The sequence below is a fragment of the Caulobacter hibisci genome, assembly GCF_016135805.1.
GTDB classification, from domain to species: domain Bacteria; phylum Pseudomonadota; class Alphaproteobacteria; order Caulobacterales; family Caulobacteraceae; genus Caulobacter; species Caulobacter hibisci.
The window spans coordinates 486,458-503,363 of the sequence record NZ_JADWOX010000001.1 but is presented as its reverse complement, the minus strand read 5'-3'; the positions used below and the strand labels follow the sequence as shown (position 1 = coordinate 503,363).

The 16,906-nt window shown below is 70.0% G+C and carries 15 protein-coding genes; 9 read left to right on the top strand and 6 right to left on the bottom strand.

Annotated features, from left to right (window positions below; genetic code table 11):
- Positions 1-5: 5 nt before the first annotated feature.
- Positions 6-788 carry a DUF4198 domain-containing protein gene (locus I4Q42_RS02455; RefSeq protein ID WP_198574467.1) on the bottom strand — a complete coding sequence of 261 codons (783 nt, stop codon included), beginning with the start codon at positions 786-788 and terminating at the stop codon, positions 6-8.
- A 164-nt stretch (positions 789-952) separates the two neighbouring features.
- Here I4Q42_RS02455 and I4Q42_RS02450 point away from each other — a divergent pair, with 164 nt between their 5' ends.
- The 6 genes from I4Q42_RS02450 to I4Q42_RS02425 all read left to right on the top strand — a co-directional run bounded on the left by I4Q42_RS02450 (position 953) and on the right by I4Q42_RS02425 (position 6,298).
- The gene (locus I4Q42_RS02450; protein WP_198574466.1) at positions 953-3,190 is read left to right on the top strand and encodes a TonB-dependent hemoglobin/transferrin/lactoferrin family receptor; all 2,238 of its coding nucleotides are present in this window, start codon (positions 953-955) and stop codon (positions 3,188-3,190) included.
- Positions 3,191-3,450: 260 nt separating this feature from the next.
- Entirely contained in the window at positions 3,451-4,056 is a 606-nt protein-coding gene (locus I4Q42_RS02445) for a YqaA family protein (protein WP_198574465.1), read from the top strand.
- Entirely contained in the window at positions 4,053-4,613 is a 561-nt protein-coding gene (locus I4Q42_RS02440; RefSeq protein ID WP_198574464.1) for a disulfide bond formation protein B, read from the top strand. The genes I4Q42_RS02445 and I4Q42_RS02440 overlap by 4 nt, the downstream gene beginning before the upstream one ends.
- Complete coding sequence (locus I4Q42_RS02435; protein WP_198574463.1) at positions 4,610-5,182, top strand: demethoxyubiquinone hydroxylase family protein; 573 nt, start codon at positions 4,610-4,612, stop codon at positions 5,180-5,182. The genes I4Q42_RS02440 and I4Q42_RS02435 overlap by 4 nt, the downstream gene beginning before the upstream one ends.
- 11 nt (positions 5,183-5,193) lie before the next feature.
- Complete coding sequence (locus I4Q42_RS02430) at positions 5,194-5,664, top strand: hypothetical protein (RefSeq protein ID WP_198574462.1); 471 nt, start codon at positions 5,194-5,196, stop codon at positions 5,662-5,664.
- Between the two features lie 100 nt (positions 5,665-5,764).
- Positions 5,765-6,298, top strand: coding sequence for a VanZ family protein (locus tag I4Q42_RS02425; RefSeq protein ID WP_198574461.1), 534 nt, complete (start codon positions 5,765-5,767; stop codon positions 6,296-6,298).
- A 12-nt stretch (positions 6,299-6,310) separates the two neighbouring features.
- On the opposite strand, the gene I4Q42_RS02420 is transcribed toward I4Q42_RS02425, so the two are convergent.
- Positions 6,311-6,595 carry a hypothetical protein gene (locus I4Q42_RS02420; RefSeq protein WP_198574460.1) on the bottom strand — a complete coding sequence of 95 codons (285 nt, stop codon included), beginning with the start codon at positions 6,593-6,595 and terminating at the stop codon, positions 6,311-6,313.
- Positions 6,596-6,734: 139 nt separating this feature from the next.
- Here I4Q42_RS02420 and I4Q42_RS02415 point away from each other — a divergent pair, with 139 nt between their 5' ends.
- Positions 6,735-7,571, top strand: a complete 837-nt coding sequence (locus I4Q42_RS02415; protein ID WP_198574459.1) for a carboxylesterase family protein — start codon at positions 6,735-6,737, stop codon at positions 7,569-7,571.
- A gap of 191 nt (positions 7,572-7,762) precedes the next feature.
- Here the strand turns inward: I4Q42_RS02415 and I4Q42_RS02410 are convergent, their stop codons facing one another.
- From I4Q42_RS02410 to I4Q42_RS02395, 4 genes are all read right to left on the bottom strand, one after another.
- Positions 7,763-8,029 (bottom strand): helix-turn-helix domain-containing protein, encoded by a 267-nt coding sequence (locus I4Q42_RS02410; RefSeq protein WP_198574458.1) that lies wholly within the window; start codon positions 8,027-8,029, stop codon positions 7,763-7,765.
- 258 nt (positions 8,030-8,287) lie between these two features.
- Entirely contained in the window at positions 8,288-8,749 is a 462-nt protein-coding gene (locus I4Q42_RS02405; protein ID WP_232792780.1) for a hypothetical protein, read from the bottom strand.
- A gap of 45 nt (positions 8,750-8,794) precedes the next feature.
- Positions 8,795-11,623 (bottom strand): ATP-dependent DNA helicase, encoded by a 2,829-nt coding sequence (locus I4Q42_RS02400; RefSeq protein ID WP_198574457.1) that lies wholly within the window; start codon positions 11,621-11,623, stop codon positions 8,795-8,797.
- Positions 11,624-11,795: 172 nt separating this feature from the next.
- The gene (locus I4Q42_RS02395) at positions 11,796-13,469 is read right to left on the bottom strand and encodes a M28 family peptidase (RefSeq protein ID WP_198574456.1); all 1,674 of its coding nucleotides are present in this window, start codon (positions 13,467-13,469) and stop codon (positions 11,796-11,798) included.
- Between the two features lie 129 nt (positions 13,470-13,598).
- Here I4Q42_RS02395 and I4Q42_RS02390 point away from each other — a divergent pair, with 129 nt between their 5' ends.
- Both I4Q42_RS02390 and pdeM read left to right on the top strand, forming a co-directional pair.
- Positions 13,599-16,193, top strand: a complete 2,595-nt coding sequence (locus I4Q42_RS02390) for a ligase-associated DNA damage response DEXH box helicase (protein ID WP_198574455.1) — start codon at positions 13,599-13,601, stop codon at positions 16,191-16,193.
- A complete protein-coding gene (gene pdeM, locus I4Q42_RS02385) occupies positions 16,193-16,900 on the top strand; it encodes a ligase-associated DNA damage response endonuclease PdeM (RefSeq protein ID WP_198574454.1) in 708 nt (235 codons plus the stop codon). Before I4Q42_RS02390 ends, pdeM begins: the two co-directional genes overlap by 1 nt.
- Positions 16,901-16,906 lie beyond the last annotated feature (6 nt).

Here is a 16,906-nt window from a genome sequence, read left to right as displayed (position 1 = left end):
GGTTCTCAGCGCAGGGATTCGAAGGTCAGGGAGTAGGTGTGGCTCTGGCCGGGCTGGCCCTCGGCCGCCGGGGCCACGCGGTAGCGGGCCTGGATCTGGTAGACGCCCGAGTGGTCCGGCTTGATCTGGAAGCGGCCCTGGGCGTCGCTCTTGACGGTGACCGGGGCGAACTTGACGTCGGCGTAGCGGTCGCCGCCGGCGCTCAGGGTGACCTCCTGATCAGCCACCGGCTTGCCGTCGTACAGCACCACGAACTTGGCCGGCTGGCCGGTGGTGATGTCGCTGGGGTGGGTGATCGCCTGGAACTCCAGACCCTTGCCGACCGGGGCCAGGGCGCCGGTGCTCGGCGCGCCGCGGGTCACATAGACGTCGGCGGTGGTGATGCTCTGCATGTCCACGACCTGCACGCCGGCCGGGGCCTTGCCGGGTTCCATGAACTCCCACTCGCCCTTGATCAGGGCGGCCTTGCCGACGCGGCCGGCGCGCTGGCCGGTGGTGACGCGATAGGTGCCGGCCGCCTCGACCGGAACCTCGACCAGGGCCAGCTCGCGCAGATAGGTCGCCGTCAGCGGCTTGCGCGCGCCGTCGGGACCGATCACCGCGTAGCTGTCGGACTTCATCGCCACCTCGGGGATGAAGAAGCTTTCGGTGAACGAGCCCTGGACGGTTACCACCTTGCGGTCGGAGACGTCGAAGGTGCTGGGCAGCATGTAGGGCGAGTGGGCGTGCGCCAGGCCGGCCAGGCCCAGGCCCGCCAGCAGCGCCGCCGAAGCGAGCATGGTCTTCATCGGAATCCCCCTTCCAGGACGATCGGTGTGTTGGAGAGGGCTCTATTGCGGATGAATCTTAGAATCAATCGCAAATAGCTTGACCAGGTCGCCAGACGGTTTTAGCACCCCCGGCAACGAATGCGAATAATTCGCATCAGAGGCCGAAACTGGGGGTTCCTTTCTTGTCGCGCAACACGCTGTTCTTCGCCGCCGCATCCGCCGCCGCCCTGCTCTGCTCGGCGGCCGCCCACGCCGCCGACACGCCCGAGGCTCCCGATGCGGCCGCCGCCGAGGTCGACAAGGTCACGATCACCGCCACCCGCTCGGAGAAATCCGTGCTGGCCGTGCCCGCCACCGTCAGCGTGATCACCGAGCGCGAGATGGAAGACGCCCTGGTCGCCGACATCAAGGACCTCGTCCGCTTCGAGCCCGGCGTTTCGGTGCGCAGCGCGCCGGCCCGCTTCACCGCCGCCGGCGCCTCGACGGGCCGCGACGGCAACGCCGGCTTCAACATCCGCGGTCTGGAAGGCAATCGCGTGCTGGTGCTGGTCGACGGCGTGCGCGTTCCCGACGGCTATGCCTTCGGCGCCCAGTCGGCCGGCCGTGGCGACTATGTCGACCTGGACGTGCTGAAGTCGGTCGAGATCGTCCGTGGTCCGGCCTCGGCGCTCTACGGCAGCGACGGCCTGGCCGGTTCGGTCAACTTCTTCACCAAGGATCCGTCCGACATCCTGAAGGGCAAGAGCTTCGCCGGCCGCGCCCGCGTCGGCTACGGCTCGGCCGACGAGAGCTGGAGCGAAAGCGCCCTGGTCGCCGGTGCGACCGGCCGCTTCGAAGGCCTGTTGGCCTACACCCGCCGCGACGGCCACGAGACCGAGACGCAAGGGACCAACGCCTCGCGCAACGTCACCCGCACGGTTGCCAACCCCGAAGACAACAGCTCCAACGCGGTGCTCGCCAAGCTGGTCTTCAACCTGGACGACCGCAACAAGTTCTCGCTGACGGTCGACCACCTCGACCGCGACGTCGACTGGAACGTCCTGTCGGGGCCCACCTATGTGGCCGCCGGCGCCTCCCCGGCCTCCACCGCCGTCATCGGCCTGACCGCGTTCGACAAGCTGCGTCGCGACCGCGTCAGCCTCGGCCACGTCTTCACCGGCGGCCAGGGCCTGATCGCCACCGCCCGCACCAACCTCTATTACCAGAACAGCACCACCCGCCAGTTCTCGGCCGAGGACCGCTACACCGCCGCCGACCGCACCCGCGACGCCAAGTTCGACAACGAGGTGTTCGGCGGCGCGGTCGAGCTGACCAGCAAGGCCAGCTTCGCCGGCATCGACCACAGCTTCGTCTGGGGCGGCGACGCCTCGCTGACCCGCCAGGAAGGCCTGCGCAACGGCACGGTTCCGCCGGCGGGCGAGACCTTCCCGGCCCGCGCCTTCCCCAACACCGACTACACCCTGGTGGGCGGCTACGTGCAGGACGAGTTCGCCGTCGGCCCGGTCACTTTCTACCCGGCCCTACGGTACGACTATTACAAGCTCGACCCGAAGAACGACCCGCTGTTCACCGCCAACGTGCCGCAGGGCCAGAGCGACTCGCGCTTCTCGCCGAAGCTGTCGGCCGTGTGGCAGGCCACCGACCTGATCAGCGTCTTCGCCAACGCCGCCAGCGGCTTCAAGGCGCCGGCCCCCTCGCAGGTCAACACCGGCTTCGCCAATATCATCGCCAACTACAAGTCGATCTCGAACCCCGACCTGAAGCCGGAAACCAGCCGCTCGTTCGAGGCCGGCATCCGCCTGGTGCAGCCGACCTGGACAGTCAGCGTCACGGGCTTCACCGGCAAGTACAAGAACTTCATCGAGCAGATCCAGGTCGGCGGCGCCTTCACCGCCGCGAACCCGGCGATCTACCAGTTCGTCAACTTGGCCGAGGCCGAGATCAGCGGCGCCGAAGCGCGAGGCGAGGTCTATCTCGGCGGCGGCTTCGCCCTGATGGGCGCGGCCTCCTACGCCCGCGGCGCCTCGACGACCAACGGCGTCAACACCCCGCTGCCGACCATCGACCCGGCGAAGTTCACGGCCGGCCTGGCCTATCGCGACCCCGCCGGTCGCTTCGGCGGTCAGCTCAGCACGATACACGCCAACAAGAAGACCGTGGGCCGCGCGGGAGTCACCTGCACCGGCGGCTGCTTCGTGCCGCCCGAGTTCACCGTCGTCGACGCCACGGCCTACTACAACCTCACCGACGCCATCACCCTGCGGGGCGGCGTCTTCAACCTGACCGACGAAAAGTACTGGTGGTGGAGCGACGTCCGCGGCCAGTCGGCTTCACCCACCTCTACGGTTCCCGCGGTGGTGGTCGACGGCTCCTCCGCCCCCGGCCGCAACTACAGCGTCTCGCTGTCGCTGAAGTTCTAGGCCTTTCCATAGCCTGGGGCGCGTTCGCGCCGCCCCGGGTCCCGAGATACGCGGTCGTAATGTTGCGGCGACCGCGTAGCCCCGTCCTCCTCGCGCCAAGTCGGCCCGGCGCTTGGAGGGCGGGGCGTTTTACTGCCCGGAGGGCCGTGAAACGCCCGTCTTCGCATCGCAGCGAAAAGAACCTCGCCTCGCGCTCGCATCGCTCGCGACAAGCGCGCCGGCCCCTGCTAGCAACGGGCGCATCCGCAAACGGAGTCCGCATGCTGCGTCGCCTTTACGACTGGGTCATGGGCATGGCCGCCTCGCGCCACGCCCCGACCAGCCTGTTCGCCGTCTCCTTCGCGGAAAGCTCGTTCTTCCCCGTTCCGCCCGACGTCATGCTGGCCCCGATGGTGCTGGCCCGGCCCGACCGCGCCTGGCGCTACGCCTTTATCTGCACCCTGGCCTCGGTGCTGGGCGGCATTCTCGGCTACGCCATCGGCTATTTCCTGACCCCGGTCGGCCAGTGGATGATGGCCGCCACCGGCCACGCCGGCGGCCTGGTCGAGTTCAAGTGCTGGTACGACAAGTACGGGGTGTGGGTGATCCTGGCCAAGGGCCTGACCCCCATCCCCTACAAGCTGGTGACCATCGCCTCGGGCCTGGCCCAGTTCAGCTTCCCGATGTTCATCTTCGCCTCGGTCGTCACCCGCGCCGCGCGCTTCTTTCTGGTCGCCTTCGTGATCAAGACCTTCGGCCCCACCCTGCTGCCGATCATCGAGCGGCGCCTGGCGATGGTGGCCGGCGGTTTGATCCTGCTCCTTGTCATCGGTCTCGCCGCGAGCCATTTCCTGGGAGGAAGCAGCGGAGGCGCGTGCGCCGTATGACCACCGACACCCCGACGATCCAGGCCGGCCCGCTGGTTCCCAAGCGACCGCCGCTGGACTGGATCGCCCGGCATTGGCCGGCCCTGGCCCTGGCCGCCAGCGCGACCATGCTGGGCGCGGCCCACGCCTTCGAGAGCTTCGGGGGCCTGGCGCCCTGCCACCTCTGCCTGAAGCAGCGCGAGGTCTATTGGGTCGCCGGAACCGTCGGCCTGATCGCCACGATCCTGCAGCGCACCGGCCTGTGGACCCGTCTACGCCGTCCGACTCTGTGGCTGCTGGCGGTGATCTTCCTCTACGGCGCGGGCCTGGCGGCCTTCCACGCCGGGGTCGAATGGAAGTGGTGGCCCGGTCCCAGCACCTGCACCGGCGGGGGCTTGGCCACCTCCGACGACCTGGTGGCCATGCTGAAGGGCGCCAAGATCGCCGCGCCGATGTGCGATAAGGCCGCCTGGGTGTTCCTGGGCCTGTCGATGGCCGGGTGGAACGCCCTGGTCTCGCTGGGCCTGGCCGTCGTCTCGGCCTTCTCCGCCCTGCGCAGCAAGGAAGCCGTGCAATGAGCGCCGCTCAGCAGAAAGCCGTCCCGCCCCGTCCCGGCCGCGGCGCCCAGGCCGCCCGCCTGGCCGAGATCCTGCGCGTCGACCAGGCCGGCGAACTGGCCGCCGTCCACATCTATCGCGGCCAGCAGGCCGTAATGAAGCACGCCCGCGGCCGCGAGCGCATGGCCGAGCAGCTGAAGGAGATGGAGGGCCATGAGCAGGTCCACCTGTCGCGCTTCGACGAGCTGCTGTCCGAGCGCAAAGTGCGCCCCACCCTGATGTCGCCCCTGTGGCGGCTGGCGGCCTTCACCCTGGGGGCCGGCACCGCCCTGATCGGCGACAAGGCCGCCCACGCCTGCACCGAGGCCGTCGAGTCGGTGATCGAGAAGCACTATGCCGGCCAGATCGAGGAGCTGAAGGACCGCGATCCGGCCCTGGCCGCCGAGCTTTCGAAGTTCCGCGACGACGAGCTGATGCACCGCGACCTGGCCATCGAGGAAGGCGCCCACGAGGCGACCGCCTATCCCCTGCTCAGCGCGGTGATCCAGGCCGGCTGCAAGGCGGCCATCAAGCTCAGCGAGAAACTCTAGGAGACGGGCGCATGCTGGTCCTGGTCGCGGCCATGTTCCTGCAGGCGTCTTCGCCGCCTCCGCCGCCCTCCCCGCCTGAAAGTCACTGCTTCGTCCGGGAGCAGACGAATGGACACGTCTTCGTCCGCTATCTCGGCGACCGGGCCTGCGTCGACTTCGCCCCGGCTCGCACGATCTCCGGCGTCTGGATCGACCAGTTCGAGGGCTCGTCTTTCTATGAAGGCGCGACCAGCCTCTCCGACATCGCCGGCCGGAAGCACACCACTTGGCTGACCCTCGACGCGCAGACCGAGCTTCCCGCCGGCTTCGTGCGGAAACGTCCTACGGCGCGCGCCTATCGCCTGACCTTCGTCGGCCGCAACGCCCGGGACATGGATCGACTGCCGCTGGAGGGCTACGGCCATTTCGGCGTGTCGCCCGGCCTGGTGCTGGTGGATCGGCTGACGGTCTGGGAAGACCTGGGACCTGCGCCTGGCCGCTGAAGCCGCCGAGCACCCTGGTCATCTTCCGTTGACCCTCTTCCTTCACCGTTTGCTCGGCATAGGGCCTTAGGAATCGAGGCTCCACAGCGAGCTTGAGTCCATGCTGACCCCAAACCACGTCGTGACCATCGCCAAGACCGTGCTCTTCCTCGGCGCGGCGACCGCCGTGACCCTGATGCTCGGCCCGTTCCAGCACCTGGAAGAGGTCATCGGCCTCAGCGACAAGACGGCCCACGCCATCGCCTTCGGGGCGCTGACGTCGCTGTCGTTCCTGTCGTTCCCGCGCATGCGCCGCACCGACCTGGCGATCGCAGCGGTGATGCTGGGCGCCAGCATCGAGATCGCTCAGCTGTTCACCCATCGCAGCGCCAGCTTCGGCGACCTGGCGGCCGACGCCATCGGCGTGGGCGTGGTCTTCCTGGCCAGCCACATCGAGGCCGTCCGCCGCGACGCCCGCGAGCGTGGCAAGATGACCTTCGCCGAGATGGCGGCCCAGGATCAGCGCCGTCGCCGCCGTCGTCGCGACGCGGCCGCCGCCAAGCCGACCACGATCAGCGCCATGGCGACCGAGCGCAGCGCGCCGCGCGGCGGCTTCGCGGCCCGCGCCTCCGCGCACTTCCCGCGCGGGGCATGAGCGTTCTCCTGATCAGGTGATGCGCTTTACGCTGACGGGGTCGCTGCCCGGGAAGCTCTCTTCCAGGCCCTCGTCGAGCAGGGCTTCCTGACGGCTTTCCGAGCAGTCGACCTTCTCGGCCAGCTGGTCATGCTTCTCGCCTTCAACCAGCGGCTTCTCGGCCAGCTTGGCGTGCGGGGCCTCGATATGGCGGTCCTCGGGCTTCAGCTTGGCTTCCGAGGCGGCGTCGGCGGTGCTGGCCGCCGTGCCGTGCGTGAAGTGGCGACCGTCTTCCTGAGAATGCTTGTGACCGATCATGACCGGTTTCTCCCGTTCTTCGCCCGAAGGGGCGTCGGGAGTTAAACCCGCCGACCATGGCGAGGGTTGCCGCGCCTCGCACGAATGGCTTGGCTGTCGCCTACCAGACATTCTTCGCGAAGCAGTTTATGCAAACGGCATGCAAAAGCCGTTCGCCCTGCTCGCTTGCCTTCTGCTCGGCGCCTGCGCCGCGACGCCGGGTCCACGCCCGGCCGCGCCGAGCCTGGCGGTCGAGATGCGCAGCTATGCGGCCACGCCCCTGCCGCCGCCGGTCGACCTGCCGCCGGTCGAGGCCTTCGCCGCCGCCAGCTTCACCGCCCCGGACGGTGTGCGTCTGCCCTACCGCCTGCTGTCGCCGAACACCAAGGAGCGACTGCCGCTGGTGATCGTGCTGCACGGCTCGGGCGCGGTGGGCGGCGACAACCGGGCCCAGATGGGCGCCTTCGCCCGCGACTGGGCCCGGCCCGAGACGGCCAAGGCCTTCCCCGCCTTCGTGCTCGTGCCCCAGGCGCCGACCCGCACCGCCGACTACGCCAAGGGCGCCGACCGCCTGCTGGCCTCGCGCCCCGGCGCCAGCCTGCCGGCCATCCTGGCCCTGATCGACGACCTGGCCACGCGCCTGCCGATCGACCCCGACCGCATCTATCTGGTCGGCTTCTCGATGGGCGGCTCGGCGGCGATGAACGCCGCCGCCGTGTCGCCAGGCAGGTTCGCCGCCGTGGCCGCCTTCTCCGGCGTGCCGCCCGAGCGCAGCCAGGCCGCCAAGGTCGCCCCGACCCCGGTGCTGATCGTCCACGGCGACAAGGACCGCGAGAACCCCTACGCCCCGGATCTGGCCTGGGCCGGCGCCCTGGCCGACGCCGGCGGCGCGGTGCGTTTCGTCTCCTACAAGGGCATGGCCCACGTGGTGCCGCCGGACATGATGCACAACGCCGACTGGCGGGCGTGGCTGTTCTCGCAGAAGCGCGGGAAGTGAGGGGGGCGGCCCCTCTTCTCGCACGCTCACCTTTAATCCCGTCATTCCCGCCTTGTGGCGGGAAACCCTGTTTCCGCTCGCATGTGAAGCGCCAGCGGATCGCCAGCGATCCGCCTCTTCTGCACTTGCGGCTGACAGAGGGGTTCCCGCCACAAGGGCGGGAATGACGGGAGTTTGGGAAACGCGGAGCCCTAAACCCCCGCCCGCGTCAGCGCCTCGCGCACCACATCGGGCGCGTGATCGATGACCCGCAGATAGGCCAGCATGGCCGCGTCGGGACGAGCCTCGCCGTGCTCCAGCTCGCTCAGCGTCGGCAGGGGAATGGCGAAGGCGCGGGAAAATTCACTCTGGCTGAGCCCGCTTCGCCAGCGGACCGCCTGCACCAAGGCGCGGGAGGACCGAACCTCGCTGGGCGCGGCCTGATCGTCGATGGCGAGGTCGATGGTGGTCACGGCCATAAGGATCGCTCCCGTCGCTGCGTTGTCTCCCCACGCGATCTCTATACCCGCTCGATTGCACAAATTCGACGGTCGAGAGTCGTCAATACGACGGTTCGAGGGCGGGTGCCGCTTCCTCCAAAACCACCTCTCCAAAAGAAGTCATCGCCCGCTTTATGCGGGCGACCCAAGCCGAGCTGGCCCGAGACTTCCTGTTGAGTCTGCTTGGGTCGCCCGGACAAGCCGGGCGATGACTTCCAGAGGAAGAAGACGCGGGCCTCAGCCCTTGGGCTGCGACAGCAGCGCCCGCGCCTTGAGTTCCACGGCCTCGACGCCCTTCAGCGGGTCGCCGGCGTCGTCGAGGATGTTGGAAAAGCGCTTCAGGTCCTGGGTGCTGATCCGCTTGATGCGGCGGTCGCGCGCCCATTCCATGCCGATCATCTGGCCCAGCTTGCAGGCCTTGGGCAGCAGGGCCGGCTTCTCCGACGCGCCGCCCTTGATGACCAGCTTGGTGACGATGTCGTTCCAGTTGGGCGAGCCGGGGAAGCACAGCGACAGGTCCTGGCAGTTGCCGGTCCAGAAGCGCTTGTACCAGCGGGCGTGCTCGTCGTTCTCGAAACGCAGGCTCTTGGTCGGCTGGACCACGCCCATGCAGTCGCCGCGCACGAATTCCTGCGCCGAAGCCGAGCCGGCCATCACGCCGGCGAGCACCAGGGCCGTCGCCCCAAACCGAAACCTCAACTCGTCCTCCTGGATCCTCCCCCCACGGAGGATGAACACGCTGCTTTAATCTCGTGCTTCGGACAGAAATGCGGCCGTCGCTTCAATGACTTCGACGAGCGTGAGTCGCTCTATCGTCACCCCTTCGGGCAAGCTTGAAAAGAGCCGGGTGGGCGCGGCCGCGTCGAGCATCACGAACACGCCGCGGTCGTCGGCCCGGCGGATCAGGCGGCCGAAGGCCTGGCTGATGCGGGCCCGGGCGATCGAGTCGTCATAGCCCTTGCCGCCGAACTTGGTGCGCCGCGCCTTGTGCAGGATGTCCGGCCGCGGCCACGGCACCCGGTCGAAGACCAGCAGGCGCAGGGACCGGCCCGGCACGTCCACGCCATCCCGAATGGCGTCGGTGCCCAGCAGGCAGGCGTCCTCCTCGGCCCGGAAGATGTCGACCAGCGCCCCGGCCTCCAGCGGGTCGACATGCTGGGCGTAGAGCGGCAGGCCCTTGTCGGCCAGCGGCGCGGCGATGCGCTCGTGCACGGCCTTCAGCCGGCGGATGGCGGTGAACAGGCCCAAGGCCCCGCCATTGGCCGCCAGGAACAGCTCGCGCATGGCGGCCGAGACCTGGCGCGCGTCCTCCTTGTTGACGTCGGTGACGACGAAGGCGCGGGCGTTCTTCTCGTAATCGAAGGGCGAGACCAAGCGCAGCACCTTGGGCGGCTGCGGCAGGCGGGCCGCGCCGGTGCGCATCTCGGCCAGGGCGAAGGGATCCTCCAGCGCCGGATCGACCAGGGTGGCGCTGGTCACTAGCACCCCGTGGGCGGGGCTCAGCACCGCCGCGCGCAACGGCTCGGTCGGGTCCACCCAGTGGCGGCGGCAGGCCGCATCAACGACGCGGCCGTAGAGGAACGTCGCCTCGAACCAGTCGACGAAGTCGGGATCGTCCTCGGCGTCCTCGTCGATGGCCTTGAGGATCGAGCGCCAGGCCGGGAGGGTCATGCGGGCCCGGCGGTCCAGGCCCCGCAGCGCGCCCTCGATACGAGCGCGCTCGGACGGACCAAGGTGCTCGGCGTCCTCGTCGAGCACATCTTCCAGCTGGCGGGCCAGGGCCAGCAGCGGCGCCTCGACGCCGGCCAGGGCCCGGGCGGCCTCGCCGGCCCGCTCGCGCACCAGGTCGACGGCCGGACGGGCGGCGCATTGCAGGCCAAGCTCCGGCCCGCCGCGTTCGCTGGACCGCGCCCGCAGCTGTTCGATGACGGCGACGAGGTAGTTCTCGATCGGCCCGATCGGATTGACCTGGCCGTCCGGCGGCGCGATCCGCCCCGACCAGCCTTCGCCCGGCAGGGCGGTGGCGGCCTGGATCACCGCGCTCAGGGCCTGGCGGGCGCTTTCCTTGTCGCCCAGGATGTCGAGCAGCCGGGCTTCCAGCCCCCGGCCCCGTCGTCCGCGCCCCTCGGGTCCGCGGATCCAGCGGCGCAGCTCGGCGGCCTCGGCGCCGGAAAGCGCGGCGGAGAAGGCGCTGTCGGCGGCGTCGAACAGGTGGTGGCCCTCGTCGAACACCACCCGCTTGACCGCCGTGGTCTCGTTGTCGCCCTTCAGGCCCCGCGCCGTGCGCGCGCCGTCGAAGGCCGCCTGGGTCATGACCAGGGCGTGGTTGGCGATCACAAGGTCGGCGCGCTTGGAGGCCCGCACGGCCTTTTCGATGAAGCAGACGCGATAGTGCTGGCAGCCGGCGTGGATGCACTCGCCCCGGCGATCGACCAGATTGGCGGCGCTGGCTTGAGCGGACGGCGGCACGGAAAACAGGGTCGGCAGCCAAGCCGGATAGTCGCCGCCGGTCATGTCGCCGTCGCGGCTGACCCGCGCCCAGCGCGCGGCCAGGGCCAGGCCGACCAGATCGCCATTGCCCAGCTGGGCGCTATTGGCCTGCTCCTGCAGGTTCAGCAGGCACAGGTAGTTCTCCCGCCCCTTGCGCACCACCGCCTTGCGGGCGCGCACCAGCGGGTCGGGATAGATGGCGGCGCTCTCGCGCTCGATCTGCCGCTGCAGGGCGCGGGTATAGGTGCTGATCCACACCGACGGCCCGTTGGCCTCGGCCCAGACGCTGGCGGGCGCCAGATAGCCCAGCGTCTTGCCGACCCCGGTGCCGGCCTCGGCCAACATCATCCGCGGCTCGCCTTCGCGATCGCGCGGCTGGAAGGCGTACGACGTCTCGCGGGCATAGGTGTCCTGGGCCTCGCGCAGTTCGTCGAGACCAGCGCGGGCCAGTAGCGACTTCAGGCGCTCCGACGCAGCCTCGGGATCGATCGGACGCGACAGCGGCTCGCCGACCGGGGCTTGGTCCTCCCACTCCACCAGCCGCGCCCAGACGTCGAGGCCGGAGCTGCGGAACTGGTTGCCGACCGGAACCGAGCGCAGGGCGCCGACCACCGCCGGTCCCCAGGCCCAGCCGGCCCGGGCCAGGGTCTCGGCCACGGCCAGGGCTTCCTCCCGCGACGGACGCGGGGTCAGGGCCAGCTCGCGCAGCAGGACATCGGCGGCCTCGCGCAGGGTCTGGGCCTGGGCCGCCGCGCCCTTCGGCTCCGGCAGGCCCAAGGCCATGGCCAGGCCCACCGACGAGGGCGCGCAGAAGGTCGCCGGCCGGGTGAAGGCGTAAAGCTCCAGCACGTCGAAGATGGCCGGGCTGCGATAGGGCGCGTGCAGGTTCAGGCGCTTGGCGGTCATGGCCGCGTGGGCCACCAGCACCGGCCCGTGCTCGAACAGGTCGCGCGCGTCCGGCGGCCGGATCACCCGCCCGCCCAGCTCGCCCGGTCGCGTGCTCCCGTCGGCCACGCCGGCGCGCGGGCCCGGCAGCACCACCAGGGCCGGGGCCAGATCAAGACTCGCAGGAAGGGCGCTCACGAGGGGTAATTAACACTTCGCGGCGAGGAAACGAACGGGGAACTCAGCGCGCACACGCCCGCCCCCGTAAAATCCCCGCGAAAGCGGGGACCCAGGTGTTTTATCGTCGAGCGCGGCGGGTGGCAGAAAAGCCTGTGTCCCCGCTTTCGCGGGATTGTTCGGATTTTGGATCCTACTTCCGCTCCGCCGCGCTCGCCGCGCGCACCGGCTTGAACTCCGACCCGGCGTTCCAGTCCGGCCAGACCCGCGAATTGGCGATCGCCTTGCCGGCCTCGTAGACCAGGGCCACGTCCTGGGCCGCGCCGCGCAGGTCCCAGTCGGGGCTCCAGGCGTCGCAGGGCTGGTGGTAGCAGCGGGCGGTGTAGTCGGCGACCCAGGCGTCGCCGGCCGCTCGGCCGCCGTTCAGCAGGTCGGCCCCGCCGCCCAGGCCCATGACCAGCAGCACCGGCACCCCGCGCTTGGCCAGCGAGAAGTGGTCGGCACGATAGAACAGCGCCCGCTCGGGCTTGGCGTCCGGCGTCACCGTGCGCCCCTGCGCGGCGGCGGCCTTGGCCAGGCCGTCCTCCAGCTGGTTCTGCCCCGCCCCGACCAGCACGATGTCCTTGGCCGGGCCGGCGGTTTGCAGCACGTCGAGCGTATAGTTGGCCGCCATCTTGCCGAGCGCCGCGTCACCCGCCTTCACCGCGTAGTACTCCGAGCCCAGCAGGCCCCGCTCCTCGCCCGTCCAGGCGGCGAACAGGATCGAGCGCTGCGGCGCCGGACCCTGCTTGAAGGCCCGCGCCACCTCGATGACGCCGGCCACGCCGATGGCGTCGTCGGCCGCCCCGGCCCGGGTCGTCTTGCCCTGCGGATCGGGCGCCCCGACGCCATAGGCGTCCCAGTGGGCGGCGTACATCAGGCTCTCATCGGCGTGGGTCGTGCCCGGCAGCTTGGCCACGACGTTGTGGCTGACCATCGGCTCGTGGGCGACCTTGTAGGCGGCCGAGAAGCTCGCGCCCTTCAGGGCCACCGGCTTGAAGCCGGGATCGCGCGCCGAACGCTTCAGCACCTCGAAATCCAGGCCCGAGCGCTTGAACAGATCCACCGCCACGTCGCGCTGGATCCAGCCCTGCAGTTGCAGCTTCTCCTTGGCCGGGTTCGGACGGACGATGTCGTAGCCCTCGCCGTTCGAGGCCTTGACCGTGCTCCAGCCATAGCCCGCGCCCAGGGTCTCGTGGACGATCAGCGCCCCGACCGCGCCGCGCCGCACGGCCTCCTCGTACTTGTAGGTCCAGCGGGCGTAGTAGGTGGCCGCCTTGCCGCCGAACTTGCCGTAGGCGGGCTCGCCCTCAGCCGCTTCGAGGTCGGGGTCGCTGATCAGGAAGACGGCGACCTTGCCCTTCAGGTCCGCACCCTTGAAGTCGTCCCAGCCGCGCTCGGGGGCGCTGACGCCGTAGCCGACGAAAACCAGCGGCGCGTCCTTGATCGCCACCTGATCGACCGGCAGCAGCGTCATGACCTGGGCCTGGTCGCCCTGGGCCACGCTCACCGGGCCTGCGGCAGTGGCGAAGCTCATGCTGACGGGCCCGTCGATGCGGGTGTGCACCAGCGGCACCTTCTGTGTGTAGCTGCCCGCGTCGCCAGCCGGCTCCAGGCCGAGCGCCTTGAACTGGGCGGCGATGTAGTCGGTGGTCTTCTGCTCGGCCGGACCGCCCGGCGCGCGGCCGAGAAACGCGTCGCTGGACAGCACGCGGGTGATTTCCGACAGCCGCGCGGGATCGATCGGGCCGGTGTCGACCTTCTGGGCATGGGCCAGGCTCGGCAGCGCGAGAGCGGCGGTCAGCAGGAGGGCGGCGCGGCGGGACATGGACGAACTCCGGAAACTTGCGGCCTGACCCTAGGGAGCCCCGCCGGCCAGGGCAAACTTCGCACGCCGTTCTCCCGCTAAGTCGATTTCCCGGCAGAAACAGAACAGGAACATGCTATAGCCCCCTCGATGGTTCCGGCCGACCTGCTTCCCCCGCGCTTTTCAGAGTGGTTCGCCGCCCGCGGCTGGGCCCCGCGCGCCCACCAGCTGTCGATGATCGCAAAGGCCAAGGCCGGGCGCGACGCCCTGCTGATCGCCCCGACCGGCGGCGGCAAGACCCTGGCGGGCTTCCTGCCCAGCCTGATCGAGCTCTACGAGCGCCCGCCGCGCAATGCGCCGGCCGGCATCCACACCCTCTACATCTCGCCGCTCAAGGCCCTGGCCGTCGACGTCGAGCGCAACCTGATGACGCCGATCCGCGAGATGGGCCTGTCGATCGTCGCCGAAAGCCGCACCGGCGACACCGGCGAAAGCCGCAAGGCCCGCCAGCGGATCCGTCCGCCCGACATCCTGCTGACCACCCCCGAACAGCTCGCGCTGTTCTGCGCCTGGGAAGGCGCGCGCGAATACTTCGCCGACCTCTCCTGCGTGATCATCGACGAGGCCCACGCCATGTGGCCCTCCAAGCGCGGCGACCTCCTGGCCCTGGCCATGGCGCGCCTTCAGGTCTTCGCACCGCGCCTGCGCCGGGTGGGGCTGTCGGCGACGGTGGATGATCCGGACCTAGTGCGGAAGTGGTTGGGACGAGGCCCGATCCAAAACGAACCTCCCCCTGTGGGGGAGGCGGCGCCTAGCGCCGGTGGGGGGGCGGTTTCAGCTTCAGCAACGCCGGAAATACTCCCCCCTCCGTCGGCTTCGCCGACACCTCCCCCACGGGGGGAGGTTCCTTCCCTTGCAGGCTCGTCGGTCGACCTCGTCCTCGGCTCCGGCGGCGCCCAGCCGGTGGTGGAAGTCCTGGTCTCCGACGGCCGCGTGCCGTGGGCCGGCCACACCGCCCAGCACGCCATGGCCGAGGTCTATACGATCATCGCCGCCAGCCGCACGGCCCTGATCTTCGTCAACACGCGCTTCCAGGCCGAGTTCGCCTTCCAGGAACTATGGAAGCTCAACGACGAGGGCCTGCCGATCGCCCTGCACCACGGCAGCCTGTCGGCCGAGCAGCGGCGCAAGGTCGAGGCCGCCATGGCGCGGGGCGAGCTGCGAGCCGTGGTCTGCACCTCGACCCTGGACATGGGCATCGACTGGGGCGACGTCGATCTGGTCATCCAGCTGGCCGCGCCCAAGGGGGCCTCGCGGATGGTCCAGCGGATCGGCCGCGCCAACCATCGCCTCGACGAGCCCAGCCGCGCCCTGTTCGTGCCCGCCAGCCGCTTCGAGATGCTGGAGTGCCGCGCGGCCGCCGACGCCATCCTGGAGAACCACCTCGACGGCGAACCGGCCCGCATCGGCGCCCTCGACGTCCTGGCCCAGCATGTCATGGGCTGCGCCTGCTCCGAGCCCTTCAAGCTGCTCGACCTCTATGACGAGGTTCGCACCGCCGGCCCCTATGCCGACCTGTCGTGGGAAGACTTCGAGACCGTCGTCGATTTCGTCTCCACCGGCGGTTACGCGCTGAAGACCTACGACCGCTTCCGTCGGATCGTGGAGGACGCGGACGGCCTCTGGAAAGCCCGCAACGCCCAGGTGATCCAGCGCCACCGGATGAACGTCGGCGCGATCGTCTCGCCCGCCGTGGTCAACGTGCGCATCGGCGGCGGCCGCAGGCCGATGGGCGGACGCAAGATCGGCGAGGCCGAGGAAGGCTATTTCGAGCAGTTGGCGCCCGGCGACACCTTCGTTTTCGCCGGACAGGTCTGGCGCTTCAACAGCCTCGTGGGCGCCGACGCCTTCGTGACCCCCGCCCCCGACAAGGACCCCAAGATGCCCAGCTGGGGCGGGTCGAAGTTCCCGCTCTCGACCTATCTGGCGTCGCGCGTGCGCAAGATGATGCACGACGAGGCCGAATGGCTGGCCCTACCACCCGACGTCCAGGAGTGGATGGCCTACCAGAAGGCCCGCTCGCTGATCCCGGACGAGGACGAGATGCTGCTGGAGACCTTCCCGCGCGGGAAGCGCTTCCACATGGTCTTGTATCCGTTCGAGGGGCGCCTGGCCCACACCACCCTGGCCATGCTGCTGACCCGCCGGCTCGACCGACTGGGCGTCGGGCCGCTGGGCTTCGTCTGCAACGACTATGCGCTGAACGTCTGGTCGCTGCGGCCGATGGACGAACTGGATCTGGCCGACCTGTTCGACCAGGACATGCTGGGCGACGACCTGGAGGACTGGCTGAACGAAAGCTTCCTGATGAAGCGCGCCTTCAAGGCCTGCGCCCTGATCGGCGGGCTGATCGAGCGGCGCTATCCCGGCGAGGAGAAGTCGGGCCGCCAGGTCACCTTCTCGACCGACCTGATCTACGACGTTCTACGCAAGCACCAGCCCGACCACCTGCTGCTGCGCTGCGCCCGCGCCGATGCGGCGACCGGTCAGCTGGACGTGGCGCGGCTGGGGGATCTACTGGCCCGCATCAAGGGCCGCATCCGCCATGCGGCGCTGGACAAGGTTTCGCCCTTCGCCGTGCCGATCATGCTGGAGATCGGCCGCGAGCGCGCGCCCGGCGACGCGGCCAGCGACATGATCCTGGCCGAGGCGGAGGAAGACCTGATCGCGGAGGCGCTTTCCTGATGACGAGGTTCCAGCTCAGCGACTGCGGCGGCCTGACGGTCATGGTGTCCGAGCGGCTGGTGCTGCTGCGCGGCTCCGGCGCCCTGTGGCTGGAGGCCGAGCGCGCCCTGGTGGTCGCCGACCTGCACTTCGAGAAGGGCTCGTCCTACGCCGCGCGGTTCGGCCAGATGCTGCCGCCCTACGACACCCGCGAGACCCTGACCCGCCTCGAGGCCGAGGTCGCGGCCCTGACGCCGGCCACCCTGATCTTCCTGGGCGACAGCTTCCACGACGGCGCGGCCGAGGAGCGCCTGGCCGCTGATGACGCCGACCGCCTGCGGGCGCTGGCCGTCGGCCGTGACCTGATCTGGGCGGTGGGCAACCACGACGCCGACGGCCCGCGCGCCCTCCCCGGCCAGGTCATCGACGAGCTCTCGATCGGCGGCCTCACTCTGCGCCACGAGCCCGAGCCCGGCGTCCAGCCCGGCGAGGTGGCCGGCCACCTGCATCCGGCCGCCCGCGTCACCAGTGGTCGCGGCAGCGTGCGCAAGCGCTGCTTCGTCACCGATGGCCAGCGGCTGATCCTGCCGGCCTTCGGGGCCTATACCGGGGGTCTCAACATTCTCGACCAGGCCTTCTCCAACCTGTTCGCCGCCCCGCCCCTGGCCGGCGCCCTGGGCGGCAAGCGGGTGCACGCGGTGGGGCCGCGCTCGCTGCTGCCGGACTGAACGCCA

What these genes read in the sequence shown, in the direction of transcription:
- I4Q42_RS02455 (WP_198574467.1), bottom strand. Translation starts at nt 788, where the DNA reads ATGAAGACCATGCTCGCTTCGGCGGCGCTGCTGGCGGGCCTGGGCCTG.
- I4Q42_RS02445 (WP_198574465.1), top strand. Translation starts at nt 3,451, where the DNA reads ATGCTGCGTCGCCTTTACGACTGGGTCATGGGCATGGCCGCCTCGCGC.
- I4Q42_RS02440 (WP_198574464.1), top strand. Translation starts at nt 4,053, where the DNA reads ATGACCACCGACACCCCGACGATCCAGGCCGGCCCGCTGGTTCCCAAG.
- I4Q42_RS02435 (WP_198574463.1), top strand. Translation starts at nt 4,610, where the DNA reads ATGAGCGCCGCTCAGCAGAAAGCCGTCCCGCCCCGTCCCGGCCGCGGC.
- I4Q42_RS02430 (WP_198574462.1), top strand. Translation starts at nt 5,194, where the DNA reads ATGCTGGTCCTGGTCGCGGCCATGTTCCTGCAGGCGTCTTCGCCGCCT.
- I4Q42_RS02425 (WP_198574461.1), top strand. Translation starts at nt 5,765, where the DNA reads ATGCTGACCCCAAACCACGTCGTGACCATCGCCAAGACCGTGCTCTTC.
- I4Q42_RS02420 (WP_198574460.1), bottom strand. Translation starts at nt 6,595, where the DNA reads ATGATCGGTCACAAGCATTCTCAGGAAGACGGTCGCCACTTCACGCAC.
- I4Q42_RS02415 (WP_198574459.1), top strand. Translation starts at nt 6,735, where the DNA reads ATGCAAAAGCCGTTCGCCCTGCTCGCTTGCCTTCTGCTCGGCGCCTGC.
- I4Q42_RS02410 (WP_198574458.1), bottom strand. Translation starts at nt 8,029, where the DNA reads ATGGCCGTGACCACCATCGACCTCGCCATCGACGATCAGGCCGCGCCC.
- I4Q42_RS02395 (WP_198574456.1), bottom strand. Translation starts at nt 13,469, where the DNA reads ATGTCCCGCCGCGCCGCCCTCCTGCTGACCGCCGCTCTCGCGCTGCCG.
- I4Q42_RS02390 (WP_198574455.1), top strand. Translation starts at nt 13,599, where the DNA reads ATGGTTCCGGCCGACCTGCTTCCCCCGCGCTTTTCAGAGTGGTTCGCC.
- pdeM (WP_198574454.1), top strand. Translation starts at nt 16,193, where the DNA reads ATGACGAGGTTCCAGCTCAGCGACTGCGGCGGCCTGACGGTCATGGTG.